Here is a 21,135-nt window from a genome sequence, read left to right as displayed (position 1 = left end):
CCAATACCCAGTCCCCAGTACCCAGTCCCCAATCCCCAGTCCCCAGACTCCTCCTACCTATCTATAGGAATATCGGATACCTCTAGCTTCAATTTTTGAGCAGGATAATCAGTTAGAGCCAGTGATACCTTCTTCACATCATCTAGTAAAGCTGTGGGAATACTCACTGTACCTGAAAATGTTGGCCCATTTAAAGGCAATTCTGCTGGCAAACCTTCTGTACTAGCGCTTAGAGTTCGCCCTTTGTCATCGGTGACATCCAAAAAACTATACAGAAAGCGCACAGAATCAGTACCTTTGTTCTGCATTTTTACTTTCAGTAGTAAATCACCGCCAGAGTAGCGAGCAGATTGTACAGAAAGGGTTACGCCTTCACTCTGGGCGGTAATCGGGAAACCAGGCTGAAGTTTTTCTTCAGTTACTTCTGGAGGTTTTTCCTCTGGTTTTTGCTTGCTGCTATTAGTCTCTTCATCATCTTCCTCTAAGTTTTCTGATCTAGCAGCCTTGGTCTTACCCTCAATTCGCGCCTTGACAATTTTCAGGATCTCTTGCTCTTTTAATAGCGTTACCCCTGTCTGTTGGGGATTATTTGTCTTATTGCTAGCAAATTTGGTTGCGGGACGACCATCTGGTGTGGTGATACCTTTGAGTGCTGAACTCCCCAGATTAAATCCCAAAAACGCGCTTACAGAACCGGCTCCCAACATCAGGGTTAATAAAATCAATGTAAGAAGTACAGTGGAATTTAGTTTCATCGCTGACAAGCTATTGCATAAGAATGCTGGTCTACTTAAGAGTATTGAAGCTGTTACCTCAATCCTTCAAGGAACTTAATAAATATTAGTTTGCACTATTTCATCGTGAAATTATGTAGTATAAAAATTTGGTGGACTATTTTCAAGTATTTACAAGGTGTAAACTCATGCTAAAATAACGAAATTGGGTTTGCCCAGTGAATAAGGTAGTTTACTCAGACTAAAATTTGCGACCAGGGTTAAGTTAAAGTTTAAGTAATTGACTTGTACCAACCAAAAACCCAACAAACAAGCGCCTTTGGCCGATTGGGGAGGCAGCGAACTCATAATTCGCCTTCAGGCTGGTTCGATTCCAGCAGGGCGCACTAAATTATAAAAAGCAAGCAGTCTATTATTAAACTCCTAATGATGGATGGCACAAAGTAATACTCAATTATATTGAGCATTAGTATTCTCAGCCTCAAGAATAAAACTAAATTTGGTAATTTAGTCATTAGTTGCTGACAAATGACAATCGACTAATGACTAACCGCTAGGACGTTATCGAGGTGGTAAAGTTTCAAATCGAAATTCAGTCCCAACTTTGAGTTTGTTGGTATTCAAGCGAGGAGACATTAACAGCGATGTGTCGTAAGGATTTGGTAAATCAGGGGTACGAATATAGGGATCATTGCCAACTTGCTGGGTAAGGACATCGTGATAGAGAGTGTTAACCAACTCAGCATCTCGAGCAATTTCATTTTCTGGGAAGGAATTTCGTAAACCTGAACCAGATGATCCCAGAAACGAGTCTAGTTGACGCTTGAACCCACCATTCTCGTAAAAATTGCGATCGTGTCGAAAAAAAGCTCGTTCAAATACATCATTTGTAGTTTCATAACTGGGTGTTACCTTCTGAGCAGATGCAACAGAGGGAAAAGCAATACCAACAGCTAGCACCAATAAACCACCCAGAGTTTTTAATTTTATACCCATGTTCCTTACTCCTTAATTTATGGGCGAATCTTAACTTATGCTTAATTTCAGAACTCTGATGAGTTCAACCTTTGGTGTAGCACAACTTTTAATGCTTTGTAATGACGTATCCTACTGAAACTCTTACCCACTCAGATATTTGGGCAGCTACCGCTGATTTGACTACCCTGCGCCACAAGTTACTAGATTTATTTTGCCAACTTGCTTATCAAGAAGGTGATTTTGTCCTTTCTTCTGGGCTACGTAGTTCTTATTACGTTAACAAGACGCAAGTAACACTCCATCCCCAAGGTGCTTTAGCAATTGGACGGTTACTGTTCCCTTTGCTACCTATAGATACTCAGGCAGTTGGGGGTTTAACATTGGGAGCTGACCCAATAGTGACAGCAGTGAGCTTAGTTTCTGTCTACGAAAACCGACCGATACCGGCGCTGATTATTCGCAAAGAAGCAAAAGGTTATGGGACGAAGGCTTATATTGAAGGGCCAACTTTGCCAGAAGGTGCAAAAGTGGTGGTGTTGGAAGATGTTGTCACTACTGGGCAATCTGCCCTGAAAGCAGTAGAACGGCTAAAAGCAGCAAATTATACTGTAAATCAAGTAATTGCACTGGTAGATCGGCAGCAAGGTGGAGCAGAGTTGTACCAGTCTGCTGGATTGAAATTTGAGGCGTTGTTTTCGATCAAGGAGATTCAACAACGGTATCAGCAGATGAAGTAATTTTTTTAAACGTAAAGGAACACAAAGGTAAGCGCAGAGTAACGCAGAGGAACCCTTAGCGAACCTTTGCGATTTCTCCGCGTACCTCTGCGTTTAAAAAGCAGTTAACTTTGCGTCACCTTTTCTTTCGCCAAGAACTTCTCTAATTCTGTTAGCGCATCAGCGTCAACTTTGGTTTGCATTGGGCAGAACTTGGGCCCACACATTGAACAAAACTCAGCAGTTTTATAGATATCTGCTGGTAGAGTTTCGTCGTGGTATTCTTTGGCTCTCTCTGGGTCGAGGGATAATTCAAACTGACGATTCCAATCAAAGTTGTAACGGGCTTTAGAGAGTTCATCGTCTCTGTCCCTTGCACCTGGGCGATGTCTAGCAATATCAGCTGCATGAGCTGCTATCTTGTAGGCAATCAACCCATTCCGCACATCTTCAGCATTGGGTAGTCCCAAGTGTTCTTTCGGTGTGACATAGCACAGCATCGCTGTACCGTACCATCCAGCCATCGCTGCTCCGATCGCAGAAGTGATATGGTCATAACCGGGAGCAATATCTGTCACCAATGGCCCCAATACGTAAAAAGGTGCTTCAGAGCACTCTTCCATCTGTTTGCGGACATTGAACTCAATTTGATCCATTGGAACGTGTCCAGGCCCTTCTACCATCACTTGTACGTCATGTTCCCAGGCTTTGCGAGTTAGCTTTCCGAGAGTTTTGAGTTCAGCTAATTGTGCTTCATCTGAGGCGTCATGTGTACAGCCAGGACGCAGGGAATCCCCCAAACTGAAGGAGACATCGTACTTCTTAAAAATCTCGATGATGTCCTGAAAGTGGGTGTAAAGCGGATTTTGTTTGTGGTGATGTAGCATCCAACGCGCTAGAATACCGCCGCCACGAGAGACAATGCCAGTAATGCGGTTTCTCACCAAGGGCAAATGCTCAATCAAAATTCCGGCGTGGATGGTTTGATAGTCTACCCCTTGCTGGGCATGTTTTTCGATGATATGGAGAAAGTCATCAGCCGTCAGGTTTTCGATTGTGCCGTGGACGCTTTCTAAAGCTTGGTAAACTGGCACTGTGCCAATGGGAACAGACGAAGCCTTGATAATTGCAGTGCGGATTTCATCTAAGTTACCACCGCCTGTGGACAAGTCCATCACGGTATCAGCACCGTATTTCACCGACAAGTTCAGCTTATCGACCTCTTCTTGAAGATTGGAAGAGTTGGGCGAAGCGCCGATATTGGCATTTACCTTACATTTGGAGGCGATGCCAATGCACATCGGTTCTAAGTTCGTGTGATTAATGTTAGCAGGGATAATCATTCGCCCCCGCGCCACTTCCTCACGAATGAGATCGGCGGGAAGATTTTCCCGTTGGGCGACATGATGCATTTCTTCGGTGATAACACCTTGGCGGGCATAGTGCATCTGAGATACATTGCTCTGCCCACGCCGCTTGGCAACCCATTCTGTCCGCATATTAGAAATCCTCTATAAACAGCTTCCCTCCGCTGGTATTACCCAGACTCAGGTGTTAAGGGTGTGATCTCAGCCTGATTGTGTAGGCACCCCTAGCATGGTTGTTGATTGTACCACTTTACTTGTGGCTGGGAGCAAGGGAGTTAACAATTATTCCTGAGTTGTGACAGAGCGATCGCCCCTCTTGCACCCCTCAACCAAAAGCTGCTAACGAGTAGGTACGACAGGGGGAGTGCCAATGTCAATTCTTGCACTAGGGCAGCACCTCTCAGAAAGAAGAAAGACCGCCGAGACATTTTAGAACTTGGCATAATTGACTCTTCATTCTATGGTTTTTATGATGATGCCTAAACTCTTGCATAATTTTGCTTAGCATGAATTGGCAAGTTAGTTGTCAGGTGTTTGTTTCTGGCTAATAACAAATGACAAATCACTATAAATATATTATTTTTCATAAACCCTACGGTGTTCTTAGCCAGTTTACACAGGAATCGCCCAAACATAGCACCCTGAAAAACTATATCGATGTGCCCGATGTGTATCCTGTGGGACGTCTGGACTGGGACAGTGAAGGGTTACTGCTGTTAACGAACGACGGACAATTGCAACATCGCCTTGCTCATCCTCGGTTTGGGCACGAACGTACTTACTGGGTGCAAGTAGAGCGCATTCCTGATGCAGATGCTATAAACAAGTTGCAAACAGGTGTGGAAATTCAAAATTACCGCACTCTACCAGCCAAAGTGAGGCTATTGTCACAAGAACCACCAGTGTGCGATCGCACACCGCCAATTAGATTCCGCAAAAATGTACCGACAGCCTGGCTAGAAATGACTTTAACAGAGGGTAAAAACCGCCAAGTGCGGCGAATGACTGCGGCTGTTGGTTTTCCGACCTTGCGATTGGTCAGGGTGAGCATCACCCACCTACAACTGGATGGATTACACCCGGGTCAATGGCGTGACCTGACGCCATCTGAATTCAAATGGTTGGATAATTTCCCTAAAACAAATGGAAGCAATTCAAAATAAAAATGCCATTTTGGCAAGTATTCTGGCTAGTAAATGTCTTTAATAATTTAGCTTTCACCTATTAATTAAAGAACCAAAAAGTATCGATTATTATCTTTACATAAGTATTGATAGATGGATTTTGACACAATTTCAGTCAAAAGCAGTATGATGTTATTTCTTTATTCCTATTTAGGAAAGATCAGCGCTTGTGTGCAAGTTTAAGTTTTATGAGCCGTAATCAACAATCAATCTGGCATCACAATCGCCAACAACAAGATATCCTGTCTACAATACCTACGCGCCTAGAATTATTGTCTGAACGAGCCACCGATTCAGAACTTTGCACAGCAGAAACCCTGCGTCGTACTCAAGAGGAACTTCAGTGGTTTCGTAGGCTTTATGAAAATATTCCCTCTGTGTACTTCAGTTTGGATGCGACGGGAATAATTTTGTCTGTAAATCATTTCGGTGCAAATTGTCTTGGTTATACTTCTGAACAATTGATCAATAAGCCTGTTTGTAACTTGTTTGAGCAATCAGATCAACAAAAGCTATCTGATGCATTTAAAGACTTGTTGAAGGCTTTGCCTAATAATGAAGTTACTAATTGGGAATTTCGCTTGAATTGCCCTGCCAGTAAGATTGTCTGGGTAAGAGCCGTGGTGCGGATATTGCCTGCTGAAGAAGGAAATCATGACAAAAAGCCAGTTATTTTGATGGTTTGCGAGGATATCACAGCTGATAAGCAAGCGGATGACCATTTAAGAGAAGGCGAACAAGGTTTTCATACTATTGCTAATACCGCTGACATCACAGAGCACAAATTTCCAGAAAGCGCTTTGGAACGGATTCAAGAAGCGGCGCGATCGCAGTTAGAGGAAATGGAAAGCCTCAAACGCCTAAAAAATGAATTTATTAACACAGTTTCTCACGAACTACGCACCCCACTAACTAATATGAAAATGGCGATTCAAATGCTAGGAATCGCACTCCATCAAGAGCAAAACTTTTTGTCAGAAATGGCAAAACCACAAGCAGAACGCTCAAAAGCGGCCCGCTATTTTGAAATTTTAGATAACGAGTGTGAGCGAGAAATTAATCTAATTAATAACTTCCTGGATTTGCAACGGCTGGATACAGGCGCTAAATCCTGGGTACTGGAAACAATTCAAGTGCAGCAATGGCTTTGGCGTGTGGTAGAGCTATTTAAAGCACAAAACAACTCCTATCAGCAAAATTTACACCTCAAAGTAGCTCCGAATCTTCCACTACTGGCCTGCGATCCATTTAGTCTAGAACGTATCTTGATAGAACTGCTCACCAATGCTTGTAAATTCAGCCCACCAAATGCAGAAATTACCGTGAGCGCTCAACTAAAATCTCAGAATATCCAATTTCAAGTGATTAATTCTGGTGTAGAAATTCCTGCTGTTGAATTAGCACGCATTTTCGATAAATTCTACCGAATTCCCAGTAACGATCCTTGGAAGCAGGGTGGCACTGGATTAGGGCTAGCATTGGTAGAAAAACTCACTAAGCAGATGGGAGGAACAATTGAGGTTGAAAGTGGTTCAAACCGTACCTGTTTTATTATCCAATTAGCGAGTAAATGAAAAGTGAGGCACAGAATAACAGAATAGAAGGGGGAGATGGGGAGATGAACAGACAAGGGGTGTCCTCTTCCTTGATTTCGCTTACGCTCAATATCGGTCAGAGGACAGTCGTCAACTCACTCGCATTCATGAGCCAGCGCTGTAGACGGGTTTCCCGTCGCAGGCGACTGTCGTCCCACGCTCCTAAGAGTGAGGCGTGGGACTTCTGCTGAAATTAGTTAAAATATAAAATTTCTCCCCCTTGCTTCACTCTCTCCCCTACCCCACTCCTTCCTTGCGTCTCGCATTTGTGAGGAATTAACTGCCAATATCTGACAATATTTAGCTAATATGCGTCACAATTAATACTGCCACCAAAATTCACTGGTGAAACCACAATCTCTTGTAGGTCTCATGTAGGCAGGGGTAGCCAATTGTGGCACTTTGGATCTTAGTGGCTAGAAGCACTTTGGAACGGGAATTAAGGAACTTCCACTATGCTGATTTGCCCTCAGTGTAAATTTGAAAATCCCAATACCAACAAGTTTTGTCAAAGCTGTGGTACGTCTCTGACCCACAAATTTTGTCCTGAATGCAGTACTGAAATACCTGTAGATGCACAAAGTTGTCATAACTGTGGCGCGCTGTGCGGAACAGTGTGGTGGGCAATTATTGCCAAGAAAGCTTCGGTAGTGCAGAGAGTAGGGGGGGTAGATGAGGGAGAAAATTCTACCTTATCCTCTTTATCTTCTCTGGCTCCTAATTATGAACTGCTGGTTGGCTCTTATTTAGACTCTCAGCAGCGTTATCAATTGTTAGATCCGCCGTTAAGTCAAGAGGAAATTGCAACTCATACTGAAGTGTGTGTGCGAGTTTTAGACTGTAAACCGTATGAAATATCACTCATGGAGGCAGTGCTAGGAAATCAGCAACAGGGAGTGGTAACACTATCAGAGGGAGTAAGCGAAATTCCTAGCCTTGCTAAACTCTATATTGACTTACAATCTCAAACTCACCCAGAAATACCGTTAATTCACGATGCATGGCAGCAGGGTGATACGCAAGTGGTACTAATTGAAGACCGCTCGGATTGGCAGTGTTTACTTGATCTGTGGCAAGAAGAGACAACGAACTCGTTACAACTTTTACACTGGTGTTATCAGATGACCCAACTCTGGGCAGTACTGGAACCAGTAGGTTGTGGTCAAAGTCTTTTATATCTGTCGAATTTGCGCTTGGATGAAGACCAAACACTAGCGCTAAGACAGTTATATCTGGAACCGTTGAATTCTCAGCCTACAACTGAATCGTCAGAAAATGCCAAAATACAACAAGAACCGCCGTTAACAATCCAAGCTTTGGGGCGAGTTTGGCAGGCGCTATTTAGACAATCTCAACGTACTCAATTTGGTTCTGTAGTCCAGATGTTGGGGGATTTAGAGCTAGGTAAGATTGAGACGATCGCCCAGTTGCGATCGCGTTTGGAGGTGATTTCTTTAGAATTGGAAGCACCCGAAACTGCAATTCCCCCAACGGAGGAGGAACATTCCACCGCGTCTACAATCATGCAATTAGATGAGCTAGAAGATATCAATACCAGAACTGACGATCTGCCGACAATCGTGCTCTCGATGCAATTAAGCAGCTTAGAAGATGCAGGACGTACAGATGTAGGGCGACAACGTGATCATAACGAAGACTTCTTTGGCATTGAAACCAAAATTCACAAGCTGGAATTTCCCAAAAGTCGCGTCCTCCAAGCACAGGGTTTATATATTCTCTGCGATGGTATGGGCGGACACGCCGGTGGCGAGGTAGCTAGTGAATTAGCAGTCAACACCCTGCGGCAATACTTTCAACAACACTGGATTACTAACCAACTACCAACAGAACATAGCATTCGTGAGGCAGTGTATTTAGCTAATGAAGCAATTTACGAACTCAATCAACAAGATGCCCGTTCTGGAGTCGGGCGCATGGGTACAACTCTGGTAATACTCTTAATTCAAGGCAATCAAGCAGCAGTTGCTCATGTGGGAGATAGTCGCCTCTACCGCCTGACGCGCAAGCAAGGACTGGAACAAATCACTGTAGATCACGAAGTTGGTCAACGAGAAATAGCCAGAGGAGTTGAGCAGAGCATAGCTTACGCCCGCCCGGATGCCTATCAACTTACCCAAGCCTTAGGGCCCCGTGACAGACACTCGATCAATCCCGATGTGGAGTTTTTCGAGATCAATGAAGATACTCTTGTGCTTCTGGCATCCGATGGTTTATCAGATAATAATTTACTGGAAATCCATTGGCAGACTCACTTAGAACCCTTGCTTAGTTCTGGCGCTAATCTGGAGCGAGGCGTCACAGACTTAATTGATTTGGCAAACCAATACAATGGTCATGACAACATTACTGGTATACTAATCCGGGCAAAAGTGCGCCCAAATCTGGAAAGTTAAAACAAATGGGGCACGGTGCATAGGTTAATTCCCAATGCTCAATGCCCAATTCCAGATGCTTAATCCTTTCACCTTTTAGGTCGTATTGTGGTTACTCTGACACTGTTGGAACCGCAACAAAAAACGCCGCTCAAGCAGTGGTGCTTTGAAAACTCCTCTGTGATTCGGATTGGCCGAGCAGCGGATAATCACGTTGTTTTGGATGATAGTTTGGTTTCACGGCATCATTTAGAACTTAGGCAAGTCAGTTCTATGAGCAACGGCGTTTCTTGGAAGGTAACTAGTACAGGTACAAATGGGACTTTTCTCAACGGCGTTCTTGTTACTCAAAGTTTATTACCAGATAATTCCCTCCTGCAACTAGCGCAGGGAGGCTCATTATTGCAATTCCAAATCCAGAAGCTAGCAACATCTGAGGCTTGGTTGCGATCGCAAAAGATTCAAGGGACAGTGGAAAACGCTACTGCAACACTCTCCTCAAAGAATAACCTTTCAAGCACTTGCACGCACGAAGGAAACTCTGCAAATAATTTGTTTTGCATCCACTGTGGTCAAGCACTCTCAGTACAACATACTATTCGCTACTATCAGGTGTTACGAACTCTGGGACAAGGAGGTATGGGTACTACTTATCTTGCTTGGGATGCAGCAGGTGTGATTGCGGGTATCCCTCAACTCCTGGTGCTGAAGCAAATGAATGCTGATATGGTTAGAATTGCCAAAGCTCAAGAATTATTTGAGCGGGAGGCCCACACTCTCAAATCCCTTAACCATCCTGGAGTTCCCAAGTATTACGACTTTTTTGTAGAAGGCGGAAAAAAATACTTGGCAATGGAGTTAATCCACGGACAAGATTTAGAAAAACGTGTTTATACGACTGGGCCAGTGACACCAAACCAAGCGATCGCCTGGATGATTCAAACTTGTGATATCTTAGACTATCTTCATAGCCAAGAACCTCCACTAATTCACCGCGATATCAAACCCGCTAACCTGATGGTGCGAAATTTCAATAATCGTATAGTTGTGCTGGATTTTGGCGCTGTTAAGGAAATTGGTACGGCACCTGGAACTCGTATTGGTGCAGAAGGTTACTGTGCTCCTGAACAAGAACGCGGACAACCTTTGACTCAATCTGATTTGTATGCAATTGGGCCAACGCTGATTTTTTTGCTTACCGGCGAAAACCCTTTCAGGTATTACCGCCAACGAGGGCGAAATTTTAGATTTGATGTGGCAAAGATTCCTACTATTAATTCCCAATTAAGAGATATTATTGACAGAGTTACAGAACCATTGCCACGCGATCGCTACCAAACTGCGAAGCAGTTGGCTGCCGCATTAGCTGCTTGCCAATAAAGTAGAGATAAAAGAGTAGCGGGAGATGGGGGAGCAAGCGAACTATTGTTCTTCCTCATTCTTCTCATCCACAGTTTCTACTCTTCATCCCAAGCTTCTACAGCTAGCAATTCGCTTATGGGATCTTGCATACTAAATCCAAAGTCAAGCAGTTCTTGCTTCCAGTGCTGCCATTCATTGCCGTAGAGTAAGGCAATTTTCCAGATACTATCGGTTGGCTTGATAATATTCGATTCCAGGAGTGATTGCACGTTACGCTGCAATTTCACCATTGGGTGAATCACTTGCTGAGTCATAACCTCAATTAAATTCTGATTTTGTTTGGTAAATACTTAATCAAAACTGCTTTCCGTTTTGCAATTGTTGCCGGCCCGTAGAGTGCTGTATTTTGGTAAAGCAAGTCTTAACTTTCTAACTATACCATAACAAACTCTACTCATTTGCTCTTAATTTCAGTTTTGTACGGTAATCACCACCAGAAAACTCCAATTTCCTAGAGCAGTGATCATCGACGCCAAGCCAACAAATTAGCCCTGGGGGAGGTTGCACTCATAGCGTGCTCAAACATGAGTCGTAAATTTTATTTATTTTAGTCCTCAAAATATATCTGCTTGTTGAAAAAACTCCGGAGTCCAAGCTACCTTGAATGTTTTTGACTAACAGTAAAATTTGCAATTAACTTGAAATATAGGACTTACGCAACTGGCACATAAGGCTTCTGGTATAAGAGTCAAGGGTCAAGGGTCAAAAATCAAGGTTTTTTGGACTTTTGACCTTTGACTTTGGACAACCTCAACGAAAAAAATATGACACTTACGTAAGTCCTGAAATATTTGCCGTTCATTTTGATTTAAACGCTTTTTACATTACCGCAAACATCTGTAATTAGACATATTCATTGCAAAACTTTATATATATTTAATACTCTGTTTAGAGAATAAAGCCTGTAAGAAACACATCTGAAGGGTTTTGCTCAAAGAAAAAGCCTTGGTAGCATAGAGGCGATCGCATGACCAAATGATCGGTGCATTATTGCATTACCATAAAGCTGCCTTATATTCAGAGTCAGCCTTGGAATTTTGTGTAAAAAATTTGCAGCTAAGATGATAGTTTCTGTTGAGCGGGTGGGTATCTTCATGATGGGAGGCTAGCTGTCACCTAAGTATTTACCATAGCAGCTATTGAGACATGCCTGGTTCAGGAGAAGAATACGTAATTGCTCGCCGTAAGAGAATAGAGCGGCGAAAAAAGATTGTGACAATAGTGTCAATTGTGTCGTTCGTTGGTTCTACGGTATTTGCAGTAATTCCTGCAATACAACAGGCTAGTCAACATCCTAAGTCAGTAACTGCGTCTGCTGAGTCAGTATTACAGCAACAGGCGCGGGGTTACGAGCTAATTTTACAGCGAGAACCAGAAAACCAAGTTGCTTTAGAGAAACTGTCTTTGTTGCGGCTGCAATTGAAGAATGCTAAGGGTGCGATGGAACTTTTGGAGAAGTTGGTAAAGCTGCATCCTAAACGGCAAGATTACAAAGTTGTATTAGAGCAGATTAAGAAGCAAGAAGATAATCGCGATCGCTAAAAATTTACTCTTATCAAAAAGCTAAATTTATTGGTTGAATCTCAACTATTAAAGTACATTAAAAACTATGAATAAACATATTTTATTGTCTACACAAGATCCAGGATTTGGTGGAGTTGCACAATATAATCACTCACTGTTATGTGGTTTAATAAAACTAGGTTATCAAATCACTTGTCTACAACCAAAAACATTTTATGATAGATTAATTTGTTATCAAGAAAAGTTAGGCATTCAACATCTATGGCTAGACGATCACACAGTTCAAAATTTACCGCGTATCCTCACGAAATCAGGCAATAGACCGGATGTAATAGTTTGTAGTAACACTAATCCCTTTGCTAATTTACCTATAAAGCAAATTGCCATACAACTAAATATTCCCTACATCGTTGTTGAAGGTCTTGTTGAGCCTCATTTAGCAGATCACTATGCTGCATACTTAAATGAACTATCCCATCAATATATTAAAGCCAAGTCAGTAATTGCTGTTTCCTCTGATAACTTAAATTTATTATATAAACTCTTTAGGCTGCCTAAATATCAAGGACAAGTCATTTATTACGGGCGACCTTCGGAATATTTCACTGCTTGTGATTTGTCTGTGCGCGAAAGCCTACGTCAATCGCTTAGTATTCCCTCAGATGCTGTAGTCTGCTTTACTGCTGCTCGTATAGAGAACCGAAAAGGCTATCAGTACCAACTAGAGGCAATTAAGCAGCTCCTAGAAAGCTCAGTGTGGACTCAACTTTACTTTGTTTGGGCAGGTGCTGGTATTTTTGATCCGCAACTTGAAACAGAACTAAAAGAAGTAATTAGACTACTAGGGATAAACAAAAAAGTTATTTTTTTGGGACAGCGTCCTGACGTTTCAGATTGGTTAAATGCTGCTGATATTTTTGTTTTTCCTTCTCAATTAGAAGGAATGCCATTGTGTGTCATGGAAGCAATGGCAAAAGGATTACCAGTTATTGCTTCAGCAGTGAGTGGAATTCCTGAAGAATTGGGTGAGACTGGAAAATTACTTACTGATCCTAAAATTGATCCACAAGCCACAGTTCAAGAATTGGTGACAACTATTGAAGACTGGGCGATAAATCCGCAATTACGCCAGTCTATTGGTCAGGCTTGCAAGCAAAGAGCAGAAGAACTGTTTAGGGAAGAACGGATGATCAAGGAAACAGTGGAAGTGATTGAGCACGCATTACTCCCAGATGGAGATTATGTTTCACCTGGTTTTAAAGTTATCCGACCTGACCAAGCTTTTACTAATATGATTGTAGGTGATACAAAGACTTGCGGATGGATTTACTTGCGCCGTGAAATTCCCCATAACTGGTATGTAGATAAGCGACAAGCAACTGTGGGATTTCTCAGTCGAGATGAAGCTCATATTCTTTATAATACTGCCCTCATGTTTAAGGGCAAAAAAGCTTTAGAGATTGGTTGCTGGCTTGGTTGGTCTGCTTGTCATATAGGGTTAGCCGGAATGGAGTTAGATGTAATTGACCCTCTATTAGCTAGAGAAGATATTTTTGAAAGTGTGAATAATTCGCTTCAAGCCGCTGGCGTTCTTGACTCAATTAATTTAGTAAGTGGTTATAGCCCACAAAAGGTAGAGGAGTTAGCAGAAAAATTACAACGCAAGTGGTCGTTGATTTTTATTGACGGAGATCATGAAGCACCAGGGCCACTCAATGATGCAATTCTCTGCGAACAATTAGCAGAAGCGGATGCCTTAATCATATTTCATGATTTAAATTCCCCTGATGTAGCCGAAGGTTTAGACTACTTCAAGCAAAAGGGTTGGAACACAATGGTCTACCAAACCATGCAAATTATGGGGGTTGCTTGGCGTGGGAATGTTGAGCCAGTGAAACATCAGCCTGATCCAAAAATTACCTGGAATTTACCAAAGCATTTACAACATTATGTTGTTCCTAATGGCATGATTCAAGTAGATGACTACGGTCATTGGGAAGGTTGTAAAAAAGCAGTAAATGAGTTTGAGCGCCTAAAAGAGAATCAATTTATTCTTCATCAGATTGACTACACTGGGGTGTGGTTTCAAAAATTACAATATTATCCAAAATTACCACTAGCAATTATTATTGACGGTGTATTTTTCCAACTCTACCAAACTGGTATAGCTCGTGTATGGAAATCTTTACTAGAAGAATGGGCAAACAACGGTTTTGGTAAGCATATTGTTATACTTGATCGTGCTGAAACTGCTCCTAAAATTCCTGGTATTAGATATCGCAGCGTCCCACATTATGACTACAATAACACTGATAATGATCGGGAAATGCTACAGCAACTTTGCGATGAAGAAGGTGCAGATTTATTTATTTCTTCTTACTATACAACACCCACTACAACACCTTCTGTGTTCATGGCTTATGACATGATTCCAGAAGTAATGGGATGGAATATGAATAATCCTATGTGGCGAGAAAAGCATAAGGCTATTCAACATGCATCTGGTTACATAGCAATATCAGAACATACAGCACATGACCTGGTAAGCTGTTTTACTGATATACCTGTAAATTCTGTCACCGTAGCTCATTGTGGAGTTAAAAGCACTTTTTCGCCAGCTAAAACTGAAGAAGTTAACGCTTTAAAATCGAAATACGGGATTACAAAACCGTACTTTATTTTAGTTGGTGGTGGAAGTGGTTATAAAAATAGTACTTTATTCTTCCAAGCTTTTTCACAACTTACCAGTAGCTACGGATTTGATATTGTCTTTACGGGAAGTGGAGGTTTATTAGCACCTGAGTTTAGAGCCTACACATCAGGTAGTGTTGTCTATATGCTGCAACTAAGTGATGAAGAGTTAATAACAGCTTACTCTGGTGCTGTAGCACTAGTTTATCCTTCAAAATATGAAGGTTTTGGAATGCCTATTATTGAAGCAATGGCTTGTGGTTGTCCTGTAATTACTTGCCCTAATGCCTCAATTCCAGAAGTAGCAGGAGAAGCAGTTATATATGTGAATCATGATGATGTAGATGAACTAGTAAATGCGCTTTGTGAGGTGCAAAAGCCTGGTGTTCGTACCTCATTAATCACCGCGGGTTTAGCACAGGCGAAAAAATTCTCCTGGGCACAAATGGCGCAGTCTGTAAGTTCTGCTTTGATTGATGCTACTCTTGTGGCTTTAAATCTCAAGGAGATTAATTTAATTGTTTTCCCAGATTGGTCGCAACCAGAAGAATTAATCGGTTTAGAATTGGAACGAGTAATTAGGATAATATCAATTCATCCTAATAGTGAAAAAACTACTCTACTGATCAATACTGGTAGCATTTCTGCTGAGGATGCAGAAATGTTTTTATCCAGCGTAGCTATGAATCTTTTGGTGCAAGAAGATTTAGATATTACCGAGGGTTTAGAAGTTTCTTTAGTGGCAAAATTGGCTGATATTCAGTGGGAAGCTTTGCTACCTCGCATACATGCAAGAATTATTTTAGAATACGAAGATACAAACGCATTGAGTCAAGCAAAAGCAGAAACTCTTATATCTTACGAAATAGAAGTTTTTAGCGAAGCACAAGCTGAACAGTTTTTTTTTGCTTGAGCAATAAATTATTTTTTGAGGGAAAATGGAAAGAAGCGATCGCCCAATATCAAAAACTCCTAGAAATCCAATCAGGTAATGCAGATATTTATTGGAACTTAAGCTATTGCTATAGACAGTTAAACCTACTACAAGAATATTTTAATACTCTCCAGCAAGGAATTCAACTTTATCCTACAGAAGGAAGGTTGCATTTTTCACTAATTATCGATTTGCGGCGAAATGGACATATTCAAGAAGCAATTGCAAGTTCAGAAAAGGCTAACGAATGCTTACCTAATGATTACACTTTTAAAATCCTCAGATATTTAATAGTCCCATCAATCTACGAAAATCAAGAGGAAATTAACTTTTATCGTCAGCGTTTTACTCAAGGACTGCAAGATTTAGTTCAGCAAACATCTCTTAAAACTACGAAAGAAAAAAATAGTGCCTTATTAGGTATCGGTCGCCTCACTAACTTTTACCTATCATATCAAGCACAAAATGATATAGATTTGCAACGGAAGTATGGAAAGTTAGTACATAAAATTATGGCAGCTAACTATCCACAATGGGTCATTCCTTTATCTACGCCTAAACTTAAGCTTAATAATAAAATTCGTATTGGTTATATTTCACATTATCTACATTCTTATAGTGGAACACTTTGGTTAACTGGCTGGCTGCGTTATTGCGATCGCTCAATCTTTGAAATTTATTGTTATTACATAGGAAATGAGCCAGATGCAATTACCCAACAATTTCAAGAATATAGTGATGTTTTTCACCATATTCATCATAATTTGTCAGCAGCCTGTGAACAGATAATTGCTGATAAATTGCACATTTTAGTCTTTCCTGAAATTGGGATGAACCCGCAAACTATGCAAATGGCTGGTCTGCGGCTTGCACCTGTGCAATGTACAGCTTGGGGACATCCGGTAACAACTGGTTTACCCACAATTGATTACTTCTTATCTAGTGAGTTAATGGAACCGGAAAATGCCCAAGAATATTATTCCGAAAAATTAATTCGTTTGCCTAATATTGGTGTTTCTTACCCAAAGCCAAACATTCCACCAGTGATTAAAACCCGTTCAGATTTTCAGTTACCAAATGATGCAGTTATATATTTATGTTGTCAAGCTCCTTTTAAATACCTACCGCAATATGATTTTATTTTTGCGGAAATTGCTCACTGTGTTCCACAAGCTAAATTCGTATTTCTGCGTGGTGGTTTACTTCAGTCACGTCTCAAACGTGCTTTTGCTGCTATTGGTTTGAACAGTGAAGATTACTGCATATTTCTCACCATTCCAGAGCGACTAGACTATCTGATGATTAACTTACTTTCAGATGTTTATCTAGATACATTCACTTGGTCTGGTGGTAATACTACCCTAGAAGCGATCGCTTGCAATCTCCCTATCGTCACCTGTCCAGGAGAATTTATGCGAGGTCGTCACTCTTATAGCTTTCTGAAAATGCTAGGTGTGACAGACACCATCGCTCAAAACGAAACAGAATATATCAATATTGCTATTAAATTAGGACTAGACCCAGCTTTGCGACGCATCATAGCACAACGAGTGAGCCAAAATCACAACCGTCTATTTGACGATAAAGCCTGTGTTGCTGGTTTAGAAACCTTTTATAAACAAGTTTGTAGTAAGCACTTCAGTGCTTAAATTTGTAATTAAAAAGGACTAAAGTCCTCAATACAAACTTTTGGATTGTTTGTAGTAAGCACTTCAGTGCTTAAAAATCTATGTATAAATACCGCAAACTCACAGCAGAACAAAAAGCTGAATTAGTTGAATATCGTCTAAGCCGGGGTTATCCACCCCACTCACCGCCACATGAAGTACGAGATAGGCAATTTTACTTGTTAACGGTAGCTTGTTATGAGCATAAGTGTCATATACACACTGCATCTCGGCGTCAGCAACTTTTAGATATGATATTTGATAAGTTTGGTGTCAGTGGAAATGAAGAGAGTAGCGCTGAAGCGCCCACTACGAACTTAAAAATTTGTGCTTGGGTTGTTTTGCCTAATCACTACCATCTACTGGTTAATGTTGACAATTTTAATGTATTAAGTTATTTATTTCGCAGAATACATGGTGCGGTTTCTCGACAGTGGAATATAGAGGACAATGTAACTAAGAGAAAAATTTGGTATCGTTGGAGTGATCGCGCTATTCGATCTGAAAGACATTACTATACAACTGTTAACTATATTCATTACAACCCAGTTAAACATGGTTTAGTGAAATCTCCTTATGACTGGGTTGAAAGTAGTGTTCACTGGTATTTACAAGCTTGTGGACGGCAATGGCTGCGTGATTGTTGGACTCAGTACCTAGTGCGAGATTATGGCAAAGACTGGGATAATTTATAACGTTCGTAACTTTCGTAGTCTGCGCTTCAGCTCTTATTAACATCAATTTTGAGGGCTTTAGCCCTCACTACGAGCTTATTTTTCTTCAATATACCTTTGCCACATCTGCTCGTAAGCTTTCTCCATCTCACGGGTAAATTGCTTGCCATTCCACAGGGGTGCTGTTTGTCGCGATGCTTTGAGTTTTAGAACTACCTGCTGTCGTAAAGCCTCATCATTGCCTAAGCGCACACCCCACTCTACATATTCTTCATCAGTCCAGGCAATGCCTTCTGTGATACCAGCATTCATCATCATGGTGTAGCTGTTACGAGCCGCAAATTGCTGCCCAACTCTGGTTACTAAAGGGATACCCATCCACAACGTTTCTAGGGTTGTTGTCGCTCCGTTGTAGGGAAATGTATCTAATACAATATCGGCAATTGTTAAATTAGCTCTGTGGACAGCTTCAGAAGAATCTTGACTCAAAAAACGCAGTCTGGAACACTCGACACCCTCTTCTGCGGCAATTTTGTAGAAAAACTGTTTAATTGCTTCTTCTTCAGCATCACCTTTAATTAAGAAGTAGCTATTTGGAACTTCTTTGATTATTTTCATTTGCCATCTTGTGGTTTCAGGATGACGTTTATATCCCCGCTGAGCGCTGAGATAGACTACAGCATTGCTAGGAATATCTAACTCATTTCGACGCAGTGTGGGGATACCCACTTCAAATCCGTCAACCGCTATATAAGTCTGGGGCAATCGCAAGATTTTCTCTGTATAATAATCTTGTGCTGAATCTGGTAGTACATAAGGATCAGCAATAAAGTAATCAATTGCAGGTATACCAGATGCATCCCAACCGAGCCAAGTAACTTGAATTGGTGCGGGTTTAAGTGCCATTACGGCACAACTAATATCTAGAGTGATGCTATCTAAGTCTACTAGAATATCGATTTTATCTGCATATATTTTTTCGGAAACTTCTAAGGATGTTATACCCAACTTATTAGCTATATCAGCTTTATTTACATACCATTCCTGTGCAAAGTCATCTAGGGGATTATAATTTATCAGATAAGTGTATATCTCAAATTTATCACGGTTGTGATGTTGGAATAACCAGCGTGCCAACCAGCCTACAGAATGCCTTTTTAAGGCATAGGAAACATAACCAATTTTTAACTTTTTGTTATAAACTGCTGTTTGTCGATGATTAATAATGCTTTGAAAATAACGTTCAAAGACTTGATGATTTATAGCTCGGAGATTGTTCTGACAAATTTTTGCTAATTGATTATGAGTTTTTCTAAAATTATCAGGGCTATCTTGAAGGTGGGGTATAGCGAAAGATGGTGTTAATAAACTTAAAGTTTTTGCTTCATTTAAGACAAACGGCTGGGCTATGATAAATTCTTGTCGCAAAGCTGCTAATTGTTGGCTTGTTAAGCATATTTCCTCCCAATATCCACCCGCAGTCAGTAGACCCCGTAATACTAGATGAGTAGCATAAAGTTTGTCAGCTAGTTCTGTAGATAACAAAAGACATAACTTAGCTTTTTCTATGCCTTGAGAATAATTATTAGCATTTTGATAAAAAAGAGATAAATGTCTTAATACATCTAATATTATCTTTAGGTTATTAGGGGCTTGGGTTAAATACAATTCTAAAAGTCGTGCTGCTGTTGCTGGCTGTGCAAAGGTGTGACCAATTTTCATCACAGCAGCGGAAAATATCTCAGCAAAATCTGGTGTATTGATAACGTAGGGTAAGCAAGATTGTATGAAGTCTATAGATAATGTATTTAATGGTGAAGTCTCAAATAGGTTTTTCAATACTTGCAGTAATAGTTTTAAATTTAAATTGATATTTTTTTGAGTATTTAATAATTCAATAATTCCTAAATCTTCAAATTCTCTTTCCTGAAAATTGTCTGTTTTGAAGGACAGTTGAACAATTATTAAGAGGTTATTGATATCATAATTGTTCAATTCTCTTATATGCTGACGAATTACCCAAGCGAGAGAGAATTCCTCTAAATTTTCCCGTCTTTCTGCTTCTAGTTGTAAAATTTGAATTAATTGTTGTGTATAAGTTTGAATATTTTCTTCTTCTACATCTGCCAGTGGTAGCATCCAAGTCATTTGTGCTTCTATTTCTTTTCCTTGTAAAAGCAGTATTAAGCCTAGATACCAATAGTATGAAATTACATTGGGTTGAGATTCTATTGCTTGCTCATACAAATTAACAGCTTGCTCGTAGTTGTCTGCTATCAGGTGCTGTTGCGCTTGCTGTTGCCATTGGGTAAGTGCATTTGGAGAAATTTCAGAGTTCATAGCAGTATATCTTCAATAAATGCCAAAACAGGTGGGTATAACATACCCACCTGTGAATAAATTTGCTGAGAAAATTGTTGTCAGCAAATTAATTACATAACTGTTTACTTGATTTCTTTCATCTTAGTAGCATCTATATCAAAGCCAGTTGAGTCAGCCTTAACCTTAAGATCTGCTATGGGGAATGCCTCACTTTTTTTGAGGGGATTAATACTTTCGACCAAAGTCGTTATTGTAGTTACCTCTCCAGCTGCTGCTGTTGCTCCAATAGTGACAGCACCAGCGTATCCTTTGAGAGTAGCAGCATCGTCGTTTGTTGGCTGAGCTATAATTGATGCACCTTTAGCCGTGTCGTATGTATCAAGACTATAAGTATAGTTTTCTGTTTGCGTCTTGATACCTAGTGCTAGTTGGGAAAAAGAAGCTTGATCGGTAACGAATTTTGGATTTTCCAACCGATAAGCTTGTTGAGCGCGGTTGACAGAACCTGTGTAGGTTTTTGCTTCTGAGGCGCGGGCTTTGTTTGCTTGGTTGAGGAAAGCGGGCAATGCGATCGCAGATAAAATACCGATGATAATAATTACTACTAGTAGTTCAATGAGTGTAAAACCCTCATCTCCCTTTTTTTTCTGAAGAATGTGTTGGATAAACTTGGCTTTTAGTTCGGTTTTCATACGTGTTTACCCGTAGATTTGGGTTAGTTGGGTGTTCTAGATGTAACTTACCCAGTTGCGATCGCTTTCCTATCACCTTGAGAAAAAAAGTTTGAGAAGATGCCGTAATATAATCCAATACGGTTCAGTTAAGGCTAAAAATCATGTAAATTAAGCATTGTTCCCAAGCATGGAAGTTGAGTGTGGTGCATCTCAAGGATTTCTCGTTGGTGTCTCCTGATATACAAACTGAGGAACTGCTG

The 21,135-nt window shown here is 40.8% G+C and carries 16 protein-coding genes, 1 tRNA gene and 1 riboswitch; of the genes, 10 read left to right on the top strand and 7 right to left on the bottom strand.

The window, feature by feature from the left end; translation table 11 throughout:
* Window positions 1-53: 53 nt before the first annotated feature.
* Complete coding sequence (locus tag IQ246_RS20050) at window positions 54-755, bottom strand: hypothetical protein (protein WP_194005095.1); 702 nt, start codon at window positions 753-755, stop codon at window positions 54-56.
* A 292-nt stretch (window positions 756-1,047) separates the two neighbouring features.
* Here IQ246_RS20050 and IQ246_RS20045 point away from each other — a divergent pair.
* Window positions 1,048-1,120: transfer RNA gene (locus IQ246_RS20045), tRNA-Ile, on the top strand.
* Window positions 1,121-1,295: 175 nt separating this feature from the next.
* On the opposite strand, the gene IQ246_RS20040 is transcribed toward IQ246_RS20045, so the two are convergent.
* A complete protein-coding gene (locus IQ246_RS20040) occupies window positions 1,296-1,730 on the bottom strand; it encodes a hypothetical protein (RefSeq protein WP_194005094.1) in 435 nt (144 codons plus the stop codon).
* 101 nt (window positions 1,731-1,831) lie between these two features.
* On the opposite strand from IQ246_RS20040, the gene pyrE reads away from it, so the two are divergent.
* On the top strand, window positions 1,832-2,449 hold the full coding sequence (pyrE, locus tag IQ246_RS20035) for an orotate phosphoribosyltransferase (RefSeq protein ID WP_194005093.1): 618 nt from the start codon (window positions 1,832-1,834) through the stop codon (window positions 2,447-2,449).
* A 104-nt stretch (window positions 2,450-2,553) separates the two neighbouring features.
* Here the strand turns inward: pyrE and thiC are convergent, their stop codons facing one another.
* Together thiC and IQ246_RS20025 are read right to left on the bottom strand one after the other, a co-directional pair.
* A complete protein-coding gene (gene thiC / locus IQ246_RS20030; protein ID WP_194005092.1) occupies window positions 2,554-3,927 on the bottom strand; it encodes a phosphomethylpyrimidine synthase in 1,374 nt (457 codons plus the stop codon).
* A gap of 7 nt (window positions 3,928-3,934) precedes the next feature.
* Window positions 3,935-4,031, bottom strand: a riboswitch (TPP riboswitch).
* A 39-nt stretch (window positions 4,032-4,070) separates the two neighbouring features.
* On the bottom strand, window positions 4,071-4,238 hold the full coding sequence (locus IQ246_RS20025) for a hypothetical protein (protein WP_194005091.1): 168 nt from the start codon (window positions 4,236-4,238) through the stop codon (window positions 4,071-4,073).
* Window positions 4,239-4,349: 111 nt separating this feature from the next.
* Here IQ246_RS20025 and IQ246_RS20020 point away from each other — a divergent pair, with 111 nt between their 5' ends.
* From IQ246_RS20020 to IQ246_RS20005, 4 genes are all read left to right on the top strand, one after another.
* Window positions 4,350-4,958 (top strand): rRNA large subunit pseudouridine synthase E, encoded by a 609-nt coding sequence (locus tag IQ246_RS20020; protein ID WP_194005090.1) that lies wholly within the window; start codon window positions 4,350-4,352, stop codon window positions 4,956-4,958.
* 209 nt (window positions 4,959-5,167) lie between these two features.
* Window positions 5,168-6,553, top strand: coding sequence for a PAS domain-containing sensor histidine kinase (locus IQ246_RS20015; RefSeq protein WP_194005089.1), 1,386 nt, complete (start codon window positions 5,168-5,170; stop codon window positions 6,551-6,553).
* 476 nt (window positions 6,554-7,029) lie between these two features.
* Complete coding sequence (locus IQ246_RS20010; protein WP_194005088.1) at window positions 7,030-8,988, top strand: serine/threonine phosphatase; 1,959 nt, start codon at window positions 7,030-7,032, stop codon at window positions 8,986-8,988.
* Between the two features lie 87 nt (window positions 8,989-9,075).
* The gene (locus tag IQ246_RS20005) at window positions 9,076-10,347 is read left to right on the top strand and encodes an FHA domain-containing serine/threonine-protein kinase (RefSeq protein WP_194005087.1); all 1,272 of its coding nucleotides are present in this window, start codon (window positions 9,076-9,078) and stop codon (window positions 10,345-10,347) included.
* A gap of 77 nt (window positions 10,348-10,424) precedes the next feature.
* Here the strand turns inward: IQ246_RS20005 and IQ246_RS20000 are convergent, their stop codons facing one another.
* Window positions 10,425-10,643 (bottom strand): DUF4327 family protein, encoded by a 219-nt coding sequence (locus tag IQ246_RS20000; protein ID WP_194005086.1) that lies wholly within the window; start codon window positions 10,641-10,643, stop codon window positions 10,425-10,427.
* An 892-nt stretch (window positions 10,644-11,535) separates the two neighbouring features.
* Here IQ246_RS20000 and IQ246_RS19995 point away from each other — a divergent pair.
* From IQ246_RS19995 to IQ246_RS19980, 4 genes are all read left to right on the top strand, one after another.
* Complete coding sequence (locus IQ246_RS19995; RefSeq protein WP_194005085.1) at window positions 11,536-11,931, top strand: tetratricopeptide repeat protein; 396 nt, start codon at window positions 11,536-11,538, stop codon at window positions 11,929-11,931.
* Window positions 11,932-11,998: 67 nt separating this feature from the next.
* A complete protein-coding gene (locus tag IQ246_RS30525) occupies window positions 11,999-15,517 on the top strand; it encodes a glycosyltransferase (protein ID WP_244142098.1) in 3,519 nt (1,172 codons plus the stop codon).
* Window positions 15,514-17,187, top strand: coding sequence for a tetratricopeptide repeat protein (locus IQ246_RS19985; protein WP_194005084.1), 1,674 nt, complete (start codon window positions 15,514-15,516; stop codon window positions 17,185-17,187). Before IQ246_RS30525 ends, IQ246_RS19985 begins: the two co-directional genes overlap by 4 nt.
* Before the next feature lie 80 nt (window positions 17,188-17,267).
* Window positions 17,268-17,900 (top strand): transposase, encoded by a 633-nt coding sequence (locus IQ246_RS19980; protein ID WP_194005083.1) that lies wholly within the window; start codon window positions 17,268-17,270, stop codon window positions 17,898-17,900.
* A gap of 75 nt (window positions 17,901-17,975) precedes the next feature.
* On the opposite strand, the gene IQ246_RS19975 is transcribed toward IQ246_RS19980, so the two are convergent.
* Window positions 17,976-20,219, bottom strand: coding sequence for an O-linked N-acetylglucosamine transferase, SPINDLY family protein (locus IQ246_RS19975; RefSeq protein ID WP_194005082.1), 2,244 nt, complete (start codon window positions 20,217-20,219; stop codon window positions 17,976-17,978).
* A gap of 104 nt (window positions 20,220-20,323) precedes the next feature.
* Window positions 20,324-20,893, bottom strand: a complete 570-nt coding sequence (locus IQ246_RS19970; protein ID WP_194005081.1) for a type IV pilin-like G/H family protein — start codon at window positions 20,891-20,893, stop codon at window positions 20,324-20,326.
* Between the last annotated feature and the right edge of the window lie 242 nt (window positions 20,894-21,135).

Source organism: aff. Roholtiella sp. LEGE 12411 (assembly GCF_015206995.1).
In the GTDB taxonomy this organism is placed as follows: domain Bacteria; phylum Cyanobacteriota; class Cyanobacteriia; order Cyanobacteriales; family Nostocaceae; genus Komarekiella.
Note: the sequence above shows the minus strand (reverse complement) of the source record. Positions and strands in the feature narration are given on the sequence as shown.